Source organism: Streptomyces erythrochromogenes (genome assembly GCF_040684695.1).
Lineage (GTDB): Bacteria > Actinomycetota > Actinomycetes > Streptomycetales > Streptomycetaceae > Streptomyces > Streptomyces erythrochromogenes_C.
This window is the reverse complement of the sequence record NZ_JBFBGM010000011.1, coordinates 120,026-139,029: the sequence shown is the minus strand read 5'-3', so window position 1 is coordinate 139,029 and position 19,004 is coordinate 120,026. Positions and strand designations below refer to the sequence as shown.

At 73.6% G+C, this 19,004-nt stretch carries 20 protein-coding genes; 13 read left to right on the top strand and 7 right to left on the bottom strand.

Features of this window, described 5'->3' with window-relative positions:
* The first annotated feature begins 813 nt into the window (after positions 1–813).
* The 3 genes from AB0O53_RS18580 (at position 814) to AB0O53_RS18570 (ending at position 4,959) form a co-directional block, all read left to right on the top strand.
* Positions 814–2,067: an MFS transporter gene (locus tag AB0O53_RS18580; protein ID WP_365196754.1), complete on the top strand. Its 1,254-nt coding sequence runs from the start codon at positions 814–816 to the stop codon at positions 2,065–2,067.
* A gap of 184 nt (positions 2,068–2,251) precedes the next feature.
* A complete protein-coding gene (gene surE, locus AB0O53_RS18575; protein ID WP_365196752.1) occupies positions 2,252–3,175 on the top strand; it encodes a 5'/3'-nucleotidase SurE in 924 nt (307 codons plus the stop codon).
* Positions 3,176–3,348: 173 nt separating this feature from the next.
* Positions 3,349–4,959 carry a carboxylesterase/lipase family protein gene (locus tag AB0O53_RS18570; protein ID WP_365196750.1) on the top strand — a complete coding sequence of 537 codons (1,611 nt, stop codon included), beginning with the start codon at positions 3,349–3,351 and terminating at the stop codon, positions 4,957–4,959.
* Positions 4,960–5,040: 81 nt separating this feature from the next.
* On the opposite strand, the gene AB0O53_RS18565 is transcribed toward AB0O53_RS18570, so the two are convergent.
* Both AB0O53_RS18565 and AB0O53_RS18560 read right to left on the bottom strand, forming a co-directional pair.
* Positions 5,041–5,364 (bottom strand): hypothetical protein, encoded by a 324-nt coding sequence (locus tag AB0O53_RS18565; protein WP_350993523.1) that lies wholly within the window; start codon positions 5,362–5,364, stop codon positions 5,041–5,043.
* Between the two features lie 139 nt (positions 5,365–5,503).
* Entirely contained in the window at positions 5,504–6,604 is a 1,101-nt protein-coding gene (locus tag AB0O53_RS18560) for a DUF2330 domain-containing protein (RefSeq protein ID WP_350993525.1), read from the bottom strand.
* A gap of 79 nt (positions 6,605–6,683) precedes the next feature.
* On the opposite strand from AB0O53_RS18560, the gene AB0O53_RS18555 reads away from it, so the two are divergent.
* Positions 6,684–7,196 (top strand): hypothetical protein, encoded by a 513-nt coding sequence (locus tag AB0O53_RS18555; RefSeq protein WP_350993527.1) that lies wholly within the window; start codon positions 6,684–6,686, stop codon positions 7,194–7,196.
* Between the two features lie 92 nt (positions 7,197–7,288).
* Here the strand turns inward: AB0O53_RS18555 and AB0O53_RS18550 are convergent, their stop codons facing one another.
* Complete coding sequence (locus tag AB0O53_RS18550) at positions 7,289–8,221, bottom strand: NAD-dependent epimerase/dehydratase family protein (RefSeq protein WP_365196746.1); 933 nt, start codon at positions 8,219–8,221, stop codon at positions 7,289–7,291.
* 71 nt (positions 8,222–8,292) lie between these two features.
* Between AB0O53_RS18550 and AB0O53_RS18545 the strand changes: the two genes are divergently transcribed.
* The 5 genes from AB0O53_RS18545 (at position 8,293) to AB0O53_RS18525 (ending at position 14,342) form a co-directional block, all read left to right on the top strand.
* Positions 8,293–9,261, top strand: a complete 969-nt coding sequence (locus tag AB0O53_RS18545) for a LysR family transcriptional regulator (protein ID WP_365196744.1) — start codon at positions 8,293–8,295, stop codon at positions 9,259–9,261.
* Between the two features lie 131 nt (positions 9,262–9,392).
* Positions 9,393–10,823, top strand: a complete 1,431-nt coding sequence (locus AB0O53_RS18540; protein ID WP_365196741.1) for a hypothetical protein — start codon at positions 9,393–9,395, stop codon at positions 10,821–10,823.
* A 306-nt stretch (positions 10,824–11,129) separates the two neighbouring features.
* Positions 11,130–12,332: an IS110 family RNA-guided transposase gene (locus AB0O53_RS18535; RefSeq protein WP_365196739.1), complete on the top strand. Its 1,203-nt coding sequence runs from the start codon at positions 11,130–11,132 to the stop codon at positions 12,330–12,332.
* Positions 12,333–12,656: 324 nt separating this feature from the next.
* Positions 12,657–12,791 carry a hypothetical protein gene (locus tag AB0O53_RS18530; RefSeq protein ID WP_365196736.1) on the top strand — a complete coding sequence of 45 codons (135 nt, stop codon included), beginning with the start codon at positions 12,657–12,659 and terminating at the stop codon, positions 12,789–12,791.
* Between the two features lie 69 nt (positions 12,792–12,860).
* On the top strand, positions 12,861–14,342 hold the full coding sequence (locus tag AB0O53_RS18525) for a condensation domain-containing protein (protein ID WP_350993537.1): 1,482 nt from the start codon (positions 12,861–12,863) through the stop codon (positions 14,340–14,342).
* A gap of 26 nt (positions 14,343–14,368) precedes the next feature.
* Here AB0O53_RS18525 and AB0O53_RS18520 read toward each other — a convergent pair whose 3' ends face one another.
* From AB0O53_RS18520 to AB0O53_RS18510, 3 genes are all read right to left on the bottom strand, one after another.
* On the bottom strand, positions 14,369–15,589 hold the full coding sequence (locus AB0O53_RS18520; protein ID WP_359116066.1) for an RNA polymerase sigma factor: 1,221 nt from the start codon (positions 15,587–15,589) through the stop codon (positions 14,369–14,371).
* 78 nt (positions 15,590–15,667) lie between these two features.
* Positions 15,668–16,024: a YciI family protein gene (locus AB0O53_RS18515; protein WP_030654218.1), complete on the bottom strand. Its 357-nt coding sequence runs from the start codon at positions 16,022–16,024 to the stop codon at positions 15,668–15,670.
* Positions 16,025–16,221: 197 nt separating this feature from the next.
* Positions 16,222–16,491 (bottom strand): hypothetical protein, encoded by a 270-nt coding sequence (locus AB0O53_RS18510; RefSeq protein WP_350993763.1) that lies wholly within the window; start codon positions 16,489–16,491, stop codon positions 16,222–16,224.
* A 115-nt stretch (positions 16,492–16,606) separates the two neighbouring features.
* Here AB0O53_RS18510 and AB0O53_RS18505 point away from each other — a divergent pair, with 115 nt between their 5' ends.
* The 4 genes from AB0O53_RS18505 to AB0O53_RS18490 all read left to right on the top strand — a co-directional run bounded on the left by AB0O53_RS18505 (position 16,607) and on the right by AB0O53_RS18490 (position 18,678).
* Positions 16,607–16,945: a thioredoxin family protein gene (locus tag AB0O53_RS18505; RefSeq protein WP_350993539.1), complete on the top strand. Its 339-nt coding sequence runs from the start codon at positions 16,607–16,609 to the stop codon at positions 16,943–16,945.
* 72 nt (positions 16,946–17,017) lie between these two features.
* On the top strand, positions 17,018–17,599 hold the full coding sequence (locus AB0O53_RS18500) for a dihydrofolate reductase family protein (RefSeq protein WP_350993541.1): 582 nt from the start codon (positions 17,018–17,020) through the stop codon (positions 17,597–17,599).
* Positions 17,600–17,758: 159 nt separating this feature from the next.
* Positions 17,759–18,112, top strand: a complete 354-nt coding sequence (locus AB0O53_RS18495; protein ID WP_350993543.1) for a DUF1304 domain-containing protein — start codon at positions 17,759–17,761, stop codon at positions 18,110–18,112.
* On the top strand, positions 18,109–18,678 hold the full coding sequence (locus AB0O53_RS18490; protein WP_350993545.1) for a TetR/AcrR family transcriptional regulator: 570 nt from the start codon (positions 18,109–18,111) through the stop codon (positions 18,676–18,678). The genes AB0O53_RS18495 and AB0O53_RS18490 overlap by 4 nt, the downstream gene beginning before the upstream one ends.
* Before the next feature lie 76 nt (positions 18,679–18,754).
* Here the strand turns inward: AB0O53_RS18490 and AB0O53_RS18485 are convergent, their stop codons facing one another.
* Positions 18,755–18,961, bottom strand: a complete 207-nt coding sequence (locus AB0O53_RS18485) for a cold-shock protein (protein WP_030848526.1) — start codon at positions 18,959–18,961, stop codon at positions 18,755–18,757.
* Between the last annotated feature and the right edge of the window lie 43 nt (positions 18,962–19,004).

Below are 19,004 nucleotides of genomic sequence, written 5' to 3'. Positions count from 1 at the left end.
TGGGCCGGGTCGGCCCAGCGGGCCAAGCAGGCCGGACAGCGACCGACCGGCCGGGTAGGCCGAGCAGGCAGAGGGCTGGGTGGGCCAGGGCGGACCGGCCGGGTGGGCCGGGCAGGCCCAGGAAGCCGGACATGCGGGGTGGGCAGCGCGGACCGGGCAGGCCGGGCAGGCCGGAGAGATGGGCCGGGTCGGCCAGGTCCGGCAGGCCGGGTGAGCAGGGCAGGGGTCGACCCGCCTGCGGGCAGGGAGACGGCAGGGGTAGGAGTGGGGCGGCCACGGCCCCGGTCGAGCGCAGTGCAGCGAGCCGGCGGGGGATCGCCCCGCACGGTTGGACACGATCGGCCGCCCGACGACGCGGCACGAGAACCGCACCGACACCGCACCGGCACCGGGCCGGTGGCGGTGGCGGTCACAGCGGTGCGGCACGGAGTATTGCCGATGCGTGACGGCCGCCACAAGCGCAAGAGGGATTTCCGACACATCAGCCCTGCCCAGAGGCCGTGAAGCGACGATTACACGTCATGGCAGGGCTCCGCCGAGCACGCGCCGGAGCGCATCACGATCCGCACAACAAGCCATCTCAGGACCTAGCGAGGCCGGGAAATGGGTGCTACACAGTCTCCAACGCACTTGGTGACACGTGTAACAACGTCGCCATCTCCCCGGAACGCATTCGGCACCCCACCCCCGGTGACAACCGTTCCCGTTCCAGGCCCGTTCCAGGTCCCGTCCCAGGTCCAGGTCTCGGCCCCCCGCCCGCACAGCGCGGTGCCCGCTTTGCCACCTCCCCGCTCCGTCCCCCGAGGAGTCGTCATGGCCACGCACGAAGTAGTCGATCCACCCGTCCCTCCGGCCCCCGGACCCGCCCGTCGCCGCGGGCTGATGCTCCTGCTGCTGGTCGCGAACTCCGCGATGATGGCGGTCTACATGGGTGCCGGATCCGTCCTCCTGCCCACCCAGGTCGCCGCGATCGCCCCCGACGACAAGGTCGCCGTACTGGGCGTGATCGGCGGAATCAGCTCGATCTTCGCGACCGCCTTCAACCCGATCGCCGGAGCCCTCTCCGACCGCAGCGGCCGCCGCAACCCCTGGATCCTGGGCGGCGCCCTCGCCTCGCTCGCCGGCCTGGCCTTCCTCGGCAGCGTGACCACCGCCCTGCTCGTCGGCATCGGCTGGTGTCTGGTCCAAGCCACCATGAACATCTACCAGGCCGCGGTCACCGCGATCGTCCCCGACCGGGTCCCCGCGGCCCGGCGCGGCACCGCATCCGCCCTGGTGGGGCTGGGTCTGCCGATCGGCGGGACCGTCGGCGTGCTGGTCGCCTCCCAGACCGCCGAGCACCTGCGCACCGGCTACCTCGTCTTCGGCGCCATCGTCGCCGTCGCCGCGCTGCTGCTCACCGGCTTCTTCCGCGACGCACCGCGCACCGGGCCGGCGGCCGACCGGGCTCCCGTGCCCCTCCGCGCCCAACTGGCCGCGTTCCTCTCCTCCTTGGCCAGCCACGACTTCCGTTGGGCCTTCATCGGACGGGCCCTCATGGTCCTCGGCTACTTCTCGGTCGTCGGCTACCAGCTCTACATCCTCGGCGACCACATCGCGCTCCCCGAGGGCCTCACCCCGCCCGCCGCGATGGCGGTCCTCACCCCGGTGTCGATGGTCGCGATGGCCGTGTCCACCGTGCTGGGCGGCCTGCTGTCCGACCGCTGGAACCGCCGCAAGGTCTTCGTCGGGGTGTCGGCCGCCCTCGCCGGTCTCGTCATGGTGGTGCCCGTGGTCAGCCCGACCTGGACCGGCATGCTCGTCTTCAGCGCGCTGAACGGACTCGCCTTCGGCTGCTTCATGGCCGTGGACACCGCGCTCGTCACCCTGGTCCTCCCCCGCGCCGAGGACGCCGCCCGCGACATGGGCGTCCTGAACATCGCGAACGCCGGACCTCAGATCGTCGCCCCCTTCGTCGCCTCGGCCGTGGTCACCGCCCTGGGCGGCTACACGCCGCTCTTCCTCGTCGGCGGAGCGCTCTCCCTGATCGGCGCGCTGGCCATCCTCCCGATCCGCAGCGTGCGCTGACCCCCACCTCAACTCCCCTCGACTCCCCTCAACTGCCACGGCACGGCCTCTCCCGATCCGGTCCGGCCCGGTCGAGCACTCCGGCGGGCGCGTGCCGAGGGTCGCGCGCCCGCCGGTCACCCTCCCCTCTCACCCTCACCCTCACCCTCACCAGCCCCTCTTCCTCCCCTCCGAAGGAGCCCCTGTGAGACGCAAGCGAGTTCTGCCGCTGGCCGCCCTGCTGCTGTGCGCGCCGGCCCTGGCCGGCACGGCGCCCGCGGCCGCCGTGCCGCAGTCCGCGCCCGCGCCGGCGCCCGCCTCCGGCGGCCCGTTGCGGATCCTGCTCACCAACGACGACGGGTACGACGCCCCGGGCATCCGCAGGGCCTTCGAGCGCCTGACGGCCGCCGGGCACGACGTCACGATCGTGGCCCCGCTCACGAACCAGAGCGGCACCGGCACGAAGGTGTCGAACGCGCCCTCGATCACGGTGAAGCACCCCGAGCCGAAGGTCTGGGCCGTCGACGGCACCCCGGGCGACTCCGTCGCCTTCGGGCTGGCCGAGGTCTTCGCCGCGAAGGCGCCCGACCTGGTCGTCTCCGGCACCAACTTCGGCCCGAACGTCGCCGGGCTCGCCACCCACTCCGGCACGGTCGGCGGCGCCGTCGCCGCGCTCGAACACGGCGTGCCGGCCATCGCGCTGAGCACCGGGGGCCTTTCCGTTCCCGACCCGGTCACCACGGTCAACGCGATGGGGCCGACGCTCGACTTCGCGGTCAAGCTGATCGACCGGCTGCGCTCGCGTGCCCGGTCCGGTCCGCTGCTGCCCCAGGGCGTCGGTCTGAACGTCAACCACCCGGTCGTCGGTACGGACGGCAAGGGCAGGGCCGCGGGCGTGTCCGCGACCTTCCAGGATCCGCAGACCGTCCTGGAGCCGGACTTCACCGACGCCGGCGACGGCACCTGGAAGATGACCGTGAGGGTGGACCTGCGGCCCGCGGCCCGGGGCGGCGACGTCGAGGCCCTGAGCACCGGCCGGATCGCCGTCAGCCCCATGAACGGCGACTGGAACACCGGACCGGCCGACCGGGCCGTCGCCTCCGCCCTCATCGCGGGCCTGCGCCCGTAACACCCCCGGACCGGCAGGGGGCGGGGCGACCTGCGGCTCCGCCCCCTGCCCCCCTTGCACCAGCCCCAGCCCCAGCCCCAGCCCCAGCCCCAGCGGAACCCCCGGAACGCCCCCGCGAAATTCCTGGAGGACGGATGAAAAGGCCCGGAAACCGGCCGTCGCGGCCGTCTGCGGTGAGAACCCTGCTCGGCACAGCCCTGGCCCTGACCCTGCCCCTCGCTCTCACCCTCACCCTCACCCTCGCGGCTCCGGTCGCCGCGGTGCCACCCGCCGCCGCGGCATCCGGCGGACCACCTCGACCGCTCGTCACCGTCGCGCAGGGCATCCTGCGCGGCGAGGAACGGGACGGCGGCGCCCAGGAGTTCCTCGGCGTCCCCTACGCCGCTCCCCCGGTCGGGACGCAGCGGCTGCGGGCGCCCCGGCCGCCGGCCCGCTGGCACGGGGTACGGGACGCCGCCCGACAGGCCCCCGCCTGCCTGCAGTTCTCGCCCTTCGGCCTGGCCGACCCGCGGGCCGTCAGCGAGGACTGCCTGTACCTGGACGTGTACCGGCCCCGGGCCGCCCGGCCCGGAGCGCGCCTCCCGGTGGTCCTCTGGATGCACGGGGGCGCGTACAGCCAGGGAACGGGAACCCAGTTCGGCGGGCGCACCATGGCCGAACTCACCGGGACCGTGGTCGTGAGCATCAACTACCGCCTCGGACAGCTCGGTTATCTCGGGCTGCCCGAGCTGGGGCGTGAGAACGCCCTGCGGTCGGGGTCCTTCGGGCTGATGGACCAGGTGGAGGCCCTGCGGTGGACCCGGGCGAACATCGGCGCCTTCGGCGGCGACCCCGGAAGCGTCACGATCGCCGGGCAGTCCGCGGGCAGCGGTTCCGTCTGCGCGCTGCTGGCCGCCCCGGCGGCCGCGGGCCTCTTCCACCGGGCCGTGCTGCAGAGCGGTCCTTGCACCCTGCTGCGCCCGCCGGACAGCACGGAAGCGGAGGCCCACGCGCGCTCCTTCGCCGCCCGGGCGGGATGCTCCGTCCCCGCCGAGGTGACCGCCTGCCTGCGCCGTGCGCCCGGCGCGGCCCTGGTCGAGGCGGCCCGTACCCTGCCCACGCCGGGCCCGGCATCCGGTGACGGGCTGCTCCCCGTGCCGCCCGCCCGGGCGATCGGGAGCGGGGCGTGGAACAAGGTGCCGGTCCTGATCGGGAGCACCCGCTCCGAGGCCCGCTTCTTCGTCGCGCTGACGCAGCCGCGGTTGACGGCCGAGGAGTACGCGGCGCAGGTCCTGGCCGGATACGGGGCCGCGGGGCCGGAGGTGCTGGCCCGCTACCCGGTCGCGGAGCACGGCTCGCCGTACCTGGCGCTCTCGGCGCTGATGACGGATTCCACCTTCGCCTGCCACACCGCGTGGACCGCGCAGCTCTTCGCGTCCCGGGTGCCGACGTTCTTCTACGAGTTCGACGATCCGGGCTCGCCCACGCTCGCGGGTGCGCAGGTGCCGGGGCTGGACCAGTCGAACGCGCACAGCGCGGAGCTGGCCTACCTGCACGACTTCACCATGGGCGAGCGTCCGCTGACCCCGGTCCAGGTCGCCCTCGGGAACCGGATGAAGCGCTACTGGGGTGCGTTCGCCCGCTTCGGCGCGCCCGTCGCCCCCGGTCAGGCCCGGTGGCCGGCGGTGGGCACCGGTACGGCGACGGTGCTCACCCTGCACCCGTCGGCGACACGGACGACCACGTCGTTCGACGCCGACCACCAGTGCGCGTTCTGGCGCACGCAGCCGCCCCGAACCGTCTGACCGCGGCCCTGTGCGACCGACGCAGCCGCCGGGGCGGCCCGGAGCTCCTCCGCCCCGGTGAGGGGGCGGAGGAGCCGGGACTCACTTGCCGAGGATGTTGCCCGTCCACTGGCCCGCGGCACCCTGCATCAGGGCCTCGTTGCTCATGACCTGGGTGCCCGGCAGGGACGCCATGCCGATGTCCCCGGCCGGCGCCGCGCCGTTGTGGGAGCCGACCGTGTTGTCGCGGCCGGCGTTGAAGACGTCGTCGCCCGCGACCTGGCTCAGGTCGCCGAAGACGATCGAGTACGTGTTGCTGACCGGGGCGTAGATGGTGAAGGTGTCGTCGGCGGAGGCGGCGGACGCGCCCGCCAGGATGATGCCGCCGGCGGCGAGAGCGGTCAGGGCGCAACGGATCGAACGCACGAGTACTGCCTTTCGTGGAGGGAGGAGGAAGCAGTGCGAAGGTAGGACGCTTCGCACGCCGATGGCCCGTACTCGGCGCTGTACGGCCCGAGTCCATCCGTACGGCGCAGCCTCCCGGGCGGCCGTCGCGCCCCCGGCGCTAGGCCGCGAGCCCGGCGGGCCGGCGGCTCCGACGGCGGGTCCGGCGGGCCTGTGCGCAGGCCGCGCCCGCGAGCGCCACGGCTGCCGCGGAGACCGTCAGGAGCCAGACGGGGATGCCGTCCCCCACCGTGAGCAGCTCGTCGCGGTAGATGGTCCGGCGGTACGGGGTGTCCTTCGGCGCGGCGCGCAGTTCGTGGTCGGCGTCGATGCGGCCCGGCTCCGGGAACCGCTGCTCGATCGCCGTCAGGAACACCGGCTTGCCGTCGGCGAGGGCGGCGAGGGGGCCGTCGTCCGGTTCGACGGTGCCGGCGAAGGTCACCTCCGGTGCCGAGCCGCCGATCGTGGTGGCGGGCTCCATGCGGTGGTCGGCCAGCACGTACAGGCCGAGCGACTGCGGTGTCTTCGCCATCCGGGAGAGCCGCATCGGGTAGACCAGCCGGTCGCTGTCGAAGCGGATCTTCAGCGGGTCCAGGTCGCCCCGGAGCACCTTGCCCTGTCCGCCGCGCGGGGCGAGGCGTACCGCCACGTACTCCCAGTGCTGGTCGACGTACGGCTTGACCTCGGTGGCGAGGCGGTCGGGGAGCCGGAAGCCGTTGCTCTCCAGCCAGTTCTTCAGGGCGTCGGGGTCGGTGGCGGTGAGCCGGGCCACGTCGAAGTCGCCGAGCTGCTCGCGGCCGACGACGCCCACGGGCGGTGCGGCGCCCGGCGCGGGGGCGCCCGCGCCGTCGCCCGTGGTGCGGGAGAAGGGCCAGTCGCCGTCGCGCGGCCAGAAATGGCTGCGGGTCCTGTGCTCGGGACGGGTCAGTTCGCGCAGTTCGTCGAACAGCTCCCCGTCGCCCAGCTCCACCGTGGCGCGCCCCGGCACCGGCATGATCCACGCGGCTCGCTGCGCGTTCCCGCCGACGGTGAAGCGCATCACGATCTGTTCGGTGCGCCCGTCCCAGCGCACGACGGAGGTCTCCCGGTCGACACCGATGCGGGACTGGCCGTCGGGGATCATCGCCCCGCAGCCGCAGGCGTAGGCGGGGTTGACCAGCGCGCCCACCTGCGTCGCGAACAGGGCGAACAGCAGAATCAGGATCCTTCGTTTGCTCCACACGCGGTCTGGGACGGCCGGCCGGGTGATCCGGTTCCGCCCCCTCTCGCCGCGCGATCGGCCCTGGCCCATACTGTGGCGCATGAGGGGGAGTGAGAAGCAGCCGCACGCTCTGCGGCGCCTGAACGCGCTGCCGCGCAGCCCGATGGTTCCGGACTCCGTGCTGGCGGAGATCGCCCGGCACGACTGGGAGGGGATCGACTGCGGCTGCGGCCGGTCCGCGGGCCATCTGGTGGACGCCGTGCGCGACGCCGCCGAGGGGCATCCTGCCGCGTTCCACGCGCTGGAGGGCCATGCCTTCTTCGCGCAGCACCTGAAACCGCCCGCTCCGGCGGTGTGCGCCGTGCTGATGGCGGTGTGGTCGGCGCGTCCGCCCCGGCGGGCGACCCGTGAGGCGCTGCTGTGGACCCTTCTGGCCCTGTTGTGCACGGTGGACGACGGCGGCACGCACGAGGCGGGGCTGCACGGGCAGTGCGCCGCCTTCATCCGCACCGGGGTGGACGGGTTCCGGCAGGAACTGACGGCCGTCCCGGGCTCCGGGACGGCCGCGTACGCGGAGGGCATCCTGGAGATCCTCGGCCTGCCGATGTCCTGACGCGGCCGGACCGCTGTCCGTCGGCGCCCGGTCGGCGGCCCGGTCGGCGGTGGGCCCGCGGCAGAGCGGCACCGGGCCGGCGGCCGGCCCCGTCAGGTGGTGGCGCGTGCGGTCTCGGCGACCGCGCCGGGCAGCCAGTCCGCGACCCTGCCGAAGGTGAAGCCCAGGGCCTCGGCGCGGCCGTTGTCCATGGCGTAGGCGCGGTCGAAGGAGAACGGCGAGGCGTCGGCGCCCGCTTCGACGGCCCGGAGGCGGGGCGGGCGTCCGAGTTGCTCCGCGACCGTCGCGCAGAGCTCGATGACGTCCGGGGAGCCGTGCGAGGCCGCGTTGACGGGGCCGGTGAAGGTCTGCCCCGCCGTCCACCGGAGGAAGTCGGCCATCTCCAGGTGGTGGATGAACGAGGTGCCGTACGGGGCTTCGTGGACGTCGACCGGGGTCCCGGCACCGATCCGCTCCACGTAGTGCGCGAGGCGCCCGGTGAACTCCGCGCGGCCGCCGCCGAGGACGTGCGCGGTCCGGACGCCGACGTACGGGAAGGGCGGCTCGCGCAGGAAGACGGCCTCGGCCCGGCGCTTGCCCTCCGCGTAGGCGTGGGCCGCGTCGGCCCGTGCGGGGCGGCCGGGGTCTTCCCCCGGCGGGAGCGGCGGGCGCGTGAGATCGAGGGAGGCCTCGGCGACGGGTACGGCGTGCGGCGGGGAGCCGGCCGGGAGGGTGGCCGGGTCGTACACCTCCATCGTCGAGGTCATGACGTAGCGCCCGGTCCGTCCGGTGAACACCCGGCGGGCGACCGCGGCCTGGAACGGTGTGTAGCAGACCTGGTCGACGACCACGTCGAACTCGTGCCGTCCCAGGGCCGTCCGCAGCGCGGCCTCGTCGTCGCGGTCGGCGAGGAGGCGGCCGACGCCCAGGGGCGGGGCGCTGGAGCCCCGGTTGAGGACCGTGACCGTGTCGCCCTCGTCGCGCAACCGCGTGACCAGGGACTTTCCGAAGTACCGGCTGCCGCCGATGACAAGAATCCGCTTCATGGGTCCGACTCTCGCGTTGTATCGTCCCCAGCGGAACCGACGAGCTGCTGAACGGGTCGTAAGGAAAACTGATGATCGATGTGCAGCGGTTGCGCGTCCTGCGGGCGGTGGCCGAGCACGGCAGCTTCAACAAGGCGGCCGGGGCGCTGCTCCTGACCCCGTCGGCCGTCTCCCAGCACATCGCGGCGCTGGAGCGCTCGCTCGGCCACCCGGTGGCGGTGCGCAGCACGCGCGGTGTCACGTTGACGGAGCCGGGCCGGCTGCTGGTGGAGGCGGCGGAGACGATCTCCGCCGAGCTGGACCAGGTGCGCCGGGCGATCGACCGGCTGGCGCAGGACCGGCCGCGGCTGACCGTCGCCACCTTCACCAGCGGGGGCCGGCACCTGCTGCCGGCGGCGCTCTCCCGGTTCGTGCGCGCGCATCCGGAGGTGGAGCTGACGGTGCTGGAGAGCGAACCGGAGGACGCCGTGCCGATGGTGCGGGCCGGCGCGGCGGATCTCGCGCTGGCCTACCACTTCGACGGACCGCCGCCGGTACGTCCGGGTGGGCGCCCCGGCCTCGACTGGCGGCCGCTGATGGAGGATCCGCTGTGGCTGGTGCTGCCGCGCGGCCACCGCCTGGCCGGCCGGCCCTCGGTGGACCCCGGTGAGCTGTCCGGTGACCGGTGGGTGCTGGGCTGCCTCAAGACGGAGGCCTTCCTGCGCCGTTACGCGGAACTCGCCGGTTTCCGCCCGCGGGTGGGTGCCTCGACCACCGACTACTTCTTCGCCCAGACCCTGGTCGCGGCGGGGGTCGGCGTCTCCCTCGTGCCGCAGGTCGCGCTGGCCGGCCTTCCGGAGACCGTCGCCGTCCGGGTCGAACGCCCCTGTCCCGCCCGCCACATCGGCCTGGTCCTGCCGCGCCGGCGCCGCGCGGACCCCTGGGCAGAGGCGCTGGCCGAAGCCCTCACGGCCGCCGCCACGGCCGCCGCCGATGCTTCCACGGCCACGGCCAGTGCCTCCGCCACCGCCACCGCCCCGCAGATCGGAGCACGTCCCTGAACCGCCTCCTGTGCGGCCTCGCCGCCAATCCCGCGCTGCCGCCCGAGCTGGTCGACCGGCTGATCGCGCTGGCCGCGGCGCCGGCCGGGCCGTCGAACCGCACCGACCACCCCGCCGACCACCTCGGCGACGTGCTGGTGTGGCACCTGTCCGAACGCACCGACCTCGGCCCCGCCCAGGTGGCGGCCCTGGCCGCACTCGACGAGGACACTCCCGTACGTCTCGTCCGCGACGGGCACCTCGAAGCCTGCGACGTCGACCCGGCCGTGTGGCCGCTCGCGGCCCTGGCACTCCTCGACGAGGGCCGGGGCCTGCCGGAGTGGGCCCGCCGGTTCGCCGCCGACCCCGACCCGTCGCTGCGCCGGCAGCTCGCCTCCTGCCCCGGCCTGCCGGCGGACGTCGAGGACGCCCTGGCCGCCGATCCGGACCCCGAAGTGGCCGCCGAGTTGGCGTGGTGGACGACGTCCGCCCCGGTGGCGGCCCGTCTCGCGCGCCACCCGCACGCCGAGGTCAGGTTGTCGGTCGCCGACAACGAGGCCGTGCCGCCCGCCGCGCTGGCGGCTCTGCTCACCGGGGTCGGTCTGCCGCCCGCCCTCTCCTGCCTGGTGTGCGACAGCCGGGAGACCCCCTTCGCCCACGACCCCCACTGCCAGGACCTCGACTGCGTCCTGCCGGCCGGCGCGGCGTGCGACGGGACGCACCGCTCGACCGTCCACGGCACGCGGGCGCGGGCCCTGGCCAATCCGGCCGCTCCCCCGGAGGCTGTGGCGGCCTTCGCGGAGGATTCCGCCGTGTGGCTGCGCCGGGCCGTCGCCGAGCACCCCGGTCTGCCGGCGGAGGTCTACGCCCGGCTCGCCGCCGACCCCGTGCCCGGGGTGCGGGCCGCGATCGCGCGCAACCCGGGGACCGGCCCGGATGTGAGCCGCGTACTGGCCGCCGATCCCGACGTGGAGGTACGCCGGGCCGTGGCGCAGCATCCCCGGGTGCCGTTCGACGTCCTGGAGCAGTTGACCCCCACGACGCGCCTGGGCCCGCATCCGCTGCCGGGGATCGCCGCCGCCGGCCCGGAGGAACTCGCGGAGGGTGCCGCGTCGGCGAACGGGCGCGTACGGATGCTCGTGGCGCACCGTCCCGATCTGCCGCCGGAGTTGCGCGACCGGCTCGCCGCCGATCGGGACGCCTCGGTGGCCAAGGCAGTGGCCCCGCACCCGGGGCTGTCGCCGGAGCGGCTGCGGGCCATGGTCGCGCTGCACGGCGAGCAGGTCCACGCCCGGGTCGCGGCCAACCCGGGCGCGCCCGGCGACCTGCTGGTGGAACTGGCCCGCCACGAGCCGCCGGTGCGGCGGGCGTTGCGGGAGATCGCCTCGCACCCGAACGCGACCGCCGAGTCGCTGCTGCCCTGCCTGTCCGACACGAAGGCGCGGGTGCGCGCCGCCGCGCACCCTGCGCTCCCGGCGGCCGTCGTCGTCGGGCTCCTCGACGATGCGGACGCGGAGGTGGTGGAGGCCGCGGCCGGCAACCCCTCGCTGCCTGCCGAGGTGATGGCGCGGCGGGTGCCGTGACGGCCGGCCGGGCCGGGGCAATTGCGGATGCGGCCGGCGTCCGGGGCTCCGTACGCTGCCCCCCCCGTTACCGTCTTCGTGGCTCCGCAATGGGGCTACCGACCTTTGGGTCCGGCATGACTTCCCCCCCTTGTTGCGGTTGATGATCCGGGGGGTGGTGTCACCGGGCCCGGAGGCATCGACGGACCGCTGATGAGGGGCTTGAGCACCGGCTTCACCCGAGCCGGAAGAGCTCTCCGTAACGTGGGTGTGGCAGCTCGATGCCGTGGCAAGGCCGGACGAAAGCGTGATGGAGGGGCTCTGCACGTGATCGACACCAGCACCATCGACGTCTTCCTCGGCCTGGACGTCGGCAAGGGCGAACACCACGCCACCGCCGTCACCCCGGCCGGGAAGAAGGCGTTCGACAAGCGCCTGCCCAACACCGAACCCAAGCTCCGCGAGCTGTTCGCGAAGCTCCAGGCCAAGCACGGAACGGTGCTGGTCGTGGTCGACCAGCCGGCCTCGATCGGAGCCCTGCCGCTGGCGGTCGCGAGGGACATGGGCTGCCTGGTTGCCTACCTGCCGGGGCTGACGATGCGGCGGATCGCCGATCTCTATCCCGGCGAGGCCAAGACCGACGCGAGGGACGCGTTCATCATCGCGGACGCGTCCCGGGCGATGCCGCACACGCTGCGGGCGATCGACGGCGAGGACGAGACGATCGCCGAGCTGGAGATGATCGTCGGCTTCGATGACGACCTGGCCGGCGAGGCCACCCGGGTCGCGAACCGACTGCACGGCCTGCTGACCCAGATCCACCCGTCGCTGGAACGGGTCCTGGGGCCCCGGTTGCAGCACCCGGCCGTCCTCACGCTGCTGGAGCGGTTCGGGTCACCGGACCAGATCCGCAAGGCAGGCCGGCGCCGCCTGGTCACCTTGTTACGGCCGAAGGCCCCGAGGATGGCCGAGCGGCTGGTCGAGGACATCTTCGCCGCCCTGGACGAGCAAACCGTCACCGTTCCGGGCACCGAGGCGGCCGCACTGATCGTCCCGAGCCTGGCCAAATCCCTGGCCGCCGTGCTTGACCAGCGGAAACTGCTGGCCGGGCGGATCGAAGAACTGCTGGAGGCCCACCCTCTTTCGAAGGTCCTGACCTCGATGCCGGGAGTCGGCGTCAGGACCGGAGCCCGCATCCTGATCGAGGTCGGCGACGGCAGCACCTTTCCCACCGCCGGCCACCTCGCCGCCTACGCCGGCCTCGCCCCAGCGACCCGCAGCTCAGGATCGTCTATCCGCGGCGAACAGCCCTCCCGCAGGGGAAACAAGCAGCTCAAACGAGCCTTCTACCTCGCCGCGTTCGCCTCCCTGACCGACCCGGCCTCCCGGACCTACTACGACAAGAAGATCGCCCAAGGGAAGCACCACACCCAGGCCCTGCTCTGCCTCGCCAGACGCCGGGCCGACGTCCTCTTCGCCATGCTCCGCGACGGCACCTTCTACGACTCCCGGCCAGCCACAGCCGGCTGACCCTCAGCCTCGCCGCACACTGGGCAGTCACGCTCATCGACCGAGTCGATCACGACCGGATGACCACAGAAGTCACACGGACGCACGCCCTCACCCACCGACTCTCGAACAGCCACCTCATCACTCATGACAGACACACTGCCACCCGACCACCTTGACCAAAAACATAGGGGCACCCCCCGGAACCCGGACACCCCAGGAAGGAGCCGCGCATGCCACGCAATCCGAACAAGGCGCGGCGTTTCGTCGTCGACGGAAACACCTGCACACGGTCGGCGCGCCATTCGCACAGCCGACCGGGCGGTCCCGACCGTCCGGGCCCTGATGGAGGAGGCCCTGGCCTGCGGGTGGCGTCCCGACGGACCCTCCGGCACGGAGATCGACGGCTGGACCCTTTTCGAGGACGCCCTCCGCAGGCGGCAGGCCTCCGCCGCGCCGCCGCCCGCCCCGCAGGAGTGATTCCGTCACCTCCCCGGGCCGGGGGTCGTTAGGGCCTGGGGGTTGACTCGGGGGCGAAGGGATGGCGGTATGCGGCAGTTTCCTCTGGAGATGCACCACGTGGCACCCGGCAGGGTGGTCGAGTGGCGGCTCAGGTCCAGCGCGGCGGAGGCCGACGGGCCGGGTGACCCGGCGAGCCGGAAGGCGTCCTTCAACCAGGACAAGCACTTCACCGTCGCCGAGGAGAGCCGGGCCGCCGACGACCCCGTCGCGTCCTGGGTCGCGGTCACCTTCGAGGTGACCGGCCCGCTGGACGAACCCGCCCTGGGCCGGGCGCTGCTCTCCTTCGTCCAGCGGCACGAGGTCCTGCGCTGCGCGTTCCGTCGGCTGGCCGGTGAGGTGGCCTGCGAGCCGTTCGCCCCCGCCACGCTCACTCTCGACCCCGAACCCGTGGGCACCTTCGACGACGCCGGGGTGCTGAACGACTTCCTCGTCGAGCGCTTCAAGCGGAGCATCGACACCCTGTCCTGGCCGCTGTTCATCATGGGCGCGGTGGTGCGCGAGGACTCGGCGACCGTCTACCTGGCGTTCGACCACATCGTCTGCGACGGCATGTCGATGCCCATCGTCGCCCGCGAGGTGCTGACCGCGTACGAGGCCCTGTGCCGGGGCGAGGCCGCCGAACTGCCGCCCGCGCCCAGCTATCTGGACTTCGCCGAGGAGCAGCGCCGGCGCTTCCTGTCCATCGACGCCGACGACGGCCGGCTGGACTACTGGAAGTCCTTCATGGGGCCGGAGGGCGAGTTCTTCCCGCGCTTCCCCCTCGATCTCGGCGTGGAACCGGGGCGGATGTACCCCATCGTCAACGAGGCGTCGATGCTGCTGGACGCCGGTGAGGCGGAGGTCTTCGAGAAGACGTGCCTGGCGGTCGGCGGCAAGCCGTTCATGGGCGTGCTCGGCTCGGTGGCCGTGTGTCTGCGCGAGGCCGGCGGGCCGGGCGTCTACCGGGGCTTCATGCCGGTCAGCGAGCGCGGCCGGAGCACCTGGACGAACTCGGTGGGCTGGTTCGTCAACACGCTGCCGATCGAGTTCGACGCCTCGCCCGGCCGGGACTTCGCCCAGCTGATGGCCTCCGTCCGGGACGGTTTCACCGAGATGATGACGCATCTCGACGTTCCGTTCGTGCGGGCGTGGGCGCTGCTGGCGCCGGAGGAGTTCGCCGCCCGCTCCTGGCCGTACCCGGTGAACTTCTTCTCGTACATCGACATGCGCAAGTGCCCGGGCGCCGAACGCCACGACGACTGGAGGCCCACCACCCACGTGTGGTCGGCCCGGGCCAACGGCGCCTGCTCGTGGTTCCAGCGCGACACCGACGGCCTGCACATGAACTCCATCTACGTCGACACCCCGGCGGCCCGGCGGACCATGCGCGACTTCCAGGAGGCGCTGCGCCAGACGGTCCAGGAGGTCGCCCGCAGCGGCGGTTTCCGCCGGCCCGTCGCCCTGACCCCGCAGCGTCGGCCGGCGGGGACGACCCCGCTGGACGTGGCCGCGTTCGCGCGCCGCGGCTGAACCGGGCCCGCGGCCGCGTCCGCGGATCAGAGGCGGCCGGCGCGCCGCAGCAGCAGGGCGCGTTCCTGCTCGTTGCGGGTGAGTGAGGCCGCGCGTTCGAACTCGGCCCGGGCCTCGCCCGGCCGGCCGAGGCGTTCCAGCAGGTCGCCCCGTACGCTCGGCAGCAAGTGGTAGGCGCTCAGGGCCGGTTCCCGGGCCAGGGCGTCGACGAGCGGCAGGGCGGCCGCCGGTCCGTCGGCCATCGAGACCGCCACCGCCCGGTTGAGTTCCACGACCGGCGAGGGGGTCAGCTGGACCAGCCGTCCGTAGAGGGTCGCGATCCTGGCCCAGTCGGTGTCCTCGTAGCGGACGGCGGCCGCGTGGCAGCCGGCGATCGCGGCCTGGAGGGAGTACGGGCCGCTGCCGGCGCGGCCCATCGCACGGGCTCCCCTGGCGATGAGCAGGCGGTTCCACCTGGCCCGGTTCTGGTCGGCGAGCAGGACCGGTTCGCCGTCGGGGCCGGTGCGGGTGGCGATCCGCGACGCCTGGAACTCCAGCAGCGCGGCGAGACCGTGCACCTCGCCCTCCTCGGGCATGAGGGCCGCCAGGACGCGGGCCAGGCGAAGGGCGTCCTCACAGAGGGCGGGCCGGACCAGGTCGTCGCCGGAGGTGGCCGAGTAGCCCTCGTTGAAGACCAGGTAGATGACCTCCAGGACCGACGAGAGCCGTGCGTCGCGGTCGGCCCCGTACGGGACCTCGAAGGGCACCGCGGCCTTGGCCAGGGTGCGCTTGGCGCGCACGATGCGCTGGGCGACGGTGCTCTCGGGGGCGAGGAAGGCGCGGGCGATCTCCTGGGTCGTCAGTCCGCCGATCAGGCGCAGGGTGAGCGCGATGCGGGCCTCGGTGGCGAGGACGGGGTGGCAGGCGGTGAAGACCAGGCGCAGCAGGTCGTCGTCGATGTCGTCGGGTTCGGCCGGTTCGGCGGGCGGCGGCTCGTCCTCCAGCGTGCGGCCGACCTCGGCGAGCTTGCGCGCGTAGGTCTCCTTGCGGCGGACCAGGTCGATCGCGCGGTGTTTGGCGGTCGCCATCAGCCAGGCGCCCGGCCGGTCCGGGACACCCGACTGCGGCCATTGCTCCAGTGCGGTGACGAGGGCGTCCTGTGCGATCTCCTCGGCGATGCCGACGTCCCGCACGATGCGGGTGACGCCGGCGATGATGCGCGCCGACTCGATCCTGAACACCGCTTCGACCGCCCGGGCCGCATCCACTGCCGTCACGGCCACCCATCAGAGCAGCCGTGACGAGGCAGGGCAAACGCGGCACGAGCGGCGGGGGCGTTCCCCCGGTCACATCTCCTGGATCTCCCGGACCTCGGCGCTGACGTTCCATTCCGCCGGGTGGATCTCCAGGAACCGCCGGGTCCACTCGATGGCCTCGGCCTTGTCCTTGCACTGGCTGAGGGAGTACCCGCCGACGACCTCCTTGGTCTCGGTGAAGGGGCCGTCGGTGTAGCTGATCTTCCCGCCGGACCAGCTGAGGCGGGTCGCCTCGGAGGTGGGGAGCAGTCCCGCGGTGTCGAGCATGACGCCGGCCTTGGTGATCTCCTCCAGCAGGGCGCCCATGCGCTGCTCGAACTCGGGCGGGAACTCGTTGGGGGGAAGGTCCTGCTCGTTGATGCGGATCATCGTCAGGAAGCGCGGCATGGTGACTCCTCGGTCGCGGGGGCGGGGTCCTTTCCCCGCCTCTCACCCTTGCGTCGAACGGGAGGCGCCCGGATCGACAGCTCCCGGGAAATACTTCGAGGAATTTCTCTCGGCGGCCACCGGAGGGCGCGGGCGGGCGCCCGGCGGAGCCGGTCGGCGGCCTGTCAGCGGCCGGCCGGCGAGGGGCGGGCCGCGGGTCAGCGGCTGTCGCCCGTCCAGTCCCAGTGGCCCGGATCTCCCGCGCGGCGGCGGTAGTGGGCGCGGCCGCCCGCCCCGTAGCGCCCTATCTCGGTGGGGAGGCGGGCCTCCTCGTCGAGCTGGGGCGCGCTCCAGCCCGTGATGTCCAGGAGGAGCCCGTCGAGCGGGCCGCCGACCAGCTCGCCGTAGGCGTGGCCGGGGCGCGGGCCGGGGTCGGGGTCCTCGTGGTCGGCGCCGTAGACCCGGCGCCGGAGCATCCTGTCGTCCATGTCGATCAGCTTCACAGCCGGCACTGACAACGGCCCGGCGGCCGCCCGCCGGGCCGACGGCGATGATGGGGGCCGCGCTCCCGGCGGAGGGGCGCACGAGCGAGGAGCGACACGTATGGCACACGGGGTGCACCGGCCACAGGAGGACGCGGAGTTCGACTTCGTCCTGTCGATGGCGAAGGGACCCGTCCTGGCCTATTTCTGCGGCACCTGGCCCAAGGCGGTGGAGGCCTGCCGGGCGATGGACGCGGTCGTCGGCGAGCTGGTGCGGGAGTACGGGACGCGGTTGACGGCCGTCCGCACCGACATGACCCGCTGCCCCGGGCCGACGAAGCGCTACGGGGTGACCGGCGCCCCGACCGTCGTCCTCATCGAGGAGGGCGCGGCGGTCGCGAGCCAGGCGGGCCCGATGGGCGTCGAGGAGTTCCGGGCGTTCCTCGACACCCACCTCTGACCGGGGTGTTCGCGATCGGCCCGGCCGGATCCTTCGGCTAATTTGGGGCGCCCCAAAGCTGAGGAGAGCCCCGTGGGCAAGGTGGTCATGTACAGCTCGGTGTCGGTGGACGGCTTCGTCGCGGACGAGAACGACGACCCCGGACCGCTCTTCGACTGGTTGTCCGGCGGTGACGTGCCGCTGGACGGGAGCGGCGGGCTGAAGGTGTCGCGGACGTCCTACGACTACACCCGCCCGTACTGGGACCGGATCGGGGCGACGATCGTCGGCCGACGCGTCTTCGACATGACGGACGGCTGGGACGGGAAGCCGCCGGGCGGGATCGACCACGTGGTCGTCGTGACCCACCGGCCGGAGCCGGCGGGCTGGGACAGCGCGGCGCCGTTCCACTTCGTCGACGGCGTCGAGGCAGCCGTGGCGCGGGCACAGGAGCTCGCGGGCGACCGCCTGGTCGAGGTCGCCGCCGGCGACGTCGGCGGCCAGGTGCTCGCCGCGGGCCTGGTCGACGAGGTGCGCATGGACGTCGTACCCGTCGTCTTCGGTTCCGGCAGGCGCTACTTCGGGTCGGTCCGCGCGCAGCACCTGCTGGAGGGGCCCGACGAGGTGGTTCAGGGCGACCGGGTCCTTCACCTGCGCTATCGGGTGCGCCGCTGACCGCTCCGAGCGGAGTCGGGACCGGGACCGAGGTCGGGGTCGGGGTCGGGGTCGGGGTCGGGGTCGGGGTCGGGGTCGGGGTCGGGCAGCGGACTTCCTGTACAGTTGTCCAGGAAGTTGCCCCATCCCCCGTTCCTGCTCCCAGAAGTGGAGGCGGCCATGCAGACGGTCGCTCAGATCCTGATCGGCCTCGTGGCCGCGCTGCACGCGTACTTCCTGGTCCTGGAGATGTTCCTGTGGCAGCGGCCGCCGGGCCGGGCGCTGCACGGCTTCGACGCGGACACCGCCCGGCTGACCGCGCCGCTCGCCGCCAACCAGGGCCTGTACAACGGCTTCCTCGCCGCCGGCCTGGTCTGGGCGCTGGTCATCGACTCGCTCGCCACGCAGGTCTTCTTCCTCGCCTGCGTGATCGTGGCCGGCGTGTTCGGGGCGGCGACCGCGAACCGCCGGATCCTCTTCGTCCAGGCCGTACCGGGCGCCCTCGCGCTCGGTGCGGCGCTACTGGCCGCATGAGTCCGGAGGATCCGCGCACCGCCCGGACGAAGGGGCGGCTGCGCGAGAGCCTGCTGGCCGAGTGCGCCGGGCGGACGCTCGCGGAGGTCAGCGTCTCGGCGGTGGTCCGGCGGGCCGGTGTCGGGCGGGCCACCTTCTACCTGCACTACGAGGACCTGACCGCGCTCGCCGTCGACGCGTGCGCGGACGTCGTGCACGCGGCGGTCGACGCCCTGCACGCCTGGCAGACCGGCCCTTCGCCGCTCCCCCCGGCCAGGCCCCCGGCCGCGCTGGCCGGGTTCCTGGCGCAGGCGGCGGCCCGCGCCCCGCTCTACCGCACCCTGCTCCTCCCGGGCGGCGGCGGCCCCCTCGGCGACCGGCTGCACCGGGAGCTGCGCGCCCGCGCCCGCGCCGAGCGCGCGGCGGTGGGCGCGCCCCGGCCCGAACTCGTCGCCTCGGCGGTCGCGGCGGCCTTCACCGGGGTCCTCGCGGACTGGCTGCACGGGGAGGTCCCGGCGGATCCGACGGCCCTGGCGGACCACCTGTGGCAGCTGCTCCTGGCCCTGCACCGGGCTCCCGCGGCCTGAGGCCGGGCCCCGGTACGCCGAGAAGCCCCGCCGGAGGACCGGCGGGGCTTCGTTCACGGCACGCGGCTCGTGGTGGCTACCCGATGGGGACCACGTTCTCGGCCTGGGGACCCTTCGGCCCCTGGGTGACGGTGTAGTCGACCCGCGCGTTCTCCTCCAGCGACTTGAACCCCTGGGTCTGAATCGCGGAGAAGTGCACGAACACATCAGGACCGCCGTCGTCCTGCTGGATGAAGCCGAACCCCTTCTCCGAGTTGAACCACTTCACGACACCTGTTGCCATCTTGCTGATCCTTCACAACGGTCCACTGCGGGCCGCACGCGCG

Excerpts from the sequence above, each read along its gene's own strand:
- AB0O53_RS18505 (WP_350993539.1), top strand. The coding sequence starts at position 16,607 with ATGGCACACGGGGTGCACCGGCCACAGGAGGACGCGGAGTTCGACTTC.
- AB0O53_RS18550 (WP_365196746.1), bottom strand. The coding sequence starts at position 8,221 with ATGAAGCGGATTCTTGTCATCGGCGGCAGCCGGTACTTCGGAAAGTCC.
- AB0O53_RS18525 (WP_350993537.1), top strand. The coding sequence starts at position 12,861 with ATGCGGCAGTTTCCTCTGGAGATGCACCACGTGGCACCCGGCAGGGTG.
- AB0O53_RS18490 (WP_350993545.1), top strand. The coding sequence starts at position 18,109 with ATGAGTCCGGAGGATCCGCGCACCGCCCGGACGAAGGGGCGGCTGCGC.
- AB0O53_RS18495 (WP_350993543.1), top strand. The coding sequence starts at position 17,759 with ATGCAGACGGTCGCTCAGATCCTGATCGGCCTCGTGGCCGCGCTGCAC.
- AB0O53_RS18515 (WP_030654218.1), bottom strand. The coding sequence starts at position 16,024 with ATGCCGCGCTTCCTGACGATGATCCGCATCAACGAGCAGGACCTTCCC.
- AB0O53_RS18555 (WP_350993527.1), top strand. The coding sequence starts at position 6,684 with ATGAGGGGGAGTGAGAAGCAGCCGCACGCTCTGCGGCGCCTGAACGCG.
- AB0O53_RS18510 (WP_350993763.1), bottom strand. The coding sequence starts at position 16,491 with ATGGACGACAGGATGCTCCGGCGCCGGGTCTACGGCGCCGACCACGAG.
- AB0O53_RS18530 (WP_365196736.1), top strand. The coding sequence starts at position 12,657 with ATGGAGGAGGCCCTGGCCTGCGGGTGGCGTCCCGACGGACCCTCCGGC.
- AB0O53_RS18580 (WP_365196754.1), top strand. The coding sequence starts at position 814 with ATGGCCACGCACGAAGTAGTCGATCCACCCGTCCCTCCGGCCCCCGGA.
- AB0O53_RS18485 (WP_030848526.1), bottom strand. The coding sequence starts at position 18,961 with ATGGCAACAGGTGTCGTGAAGTGGTTCAACTCGGAGAAGGGGTTCGGC.
- AB0O53_RS18545 (WP_365196744.1), top strand. The coding sequence starts at position 8,293 with ATGATCGATGTGCAGCGGTTGCGCGTCCTGCGGGCGGTGGCCGAGCAC.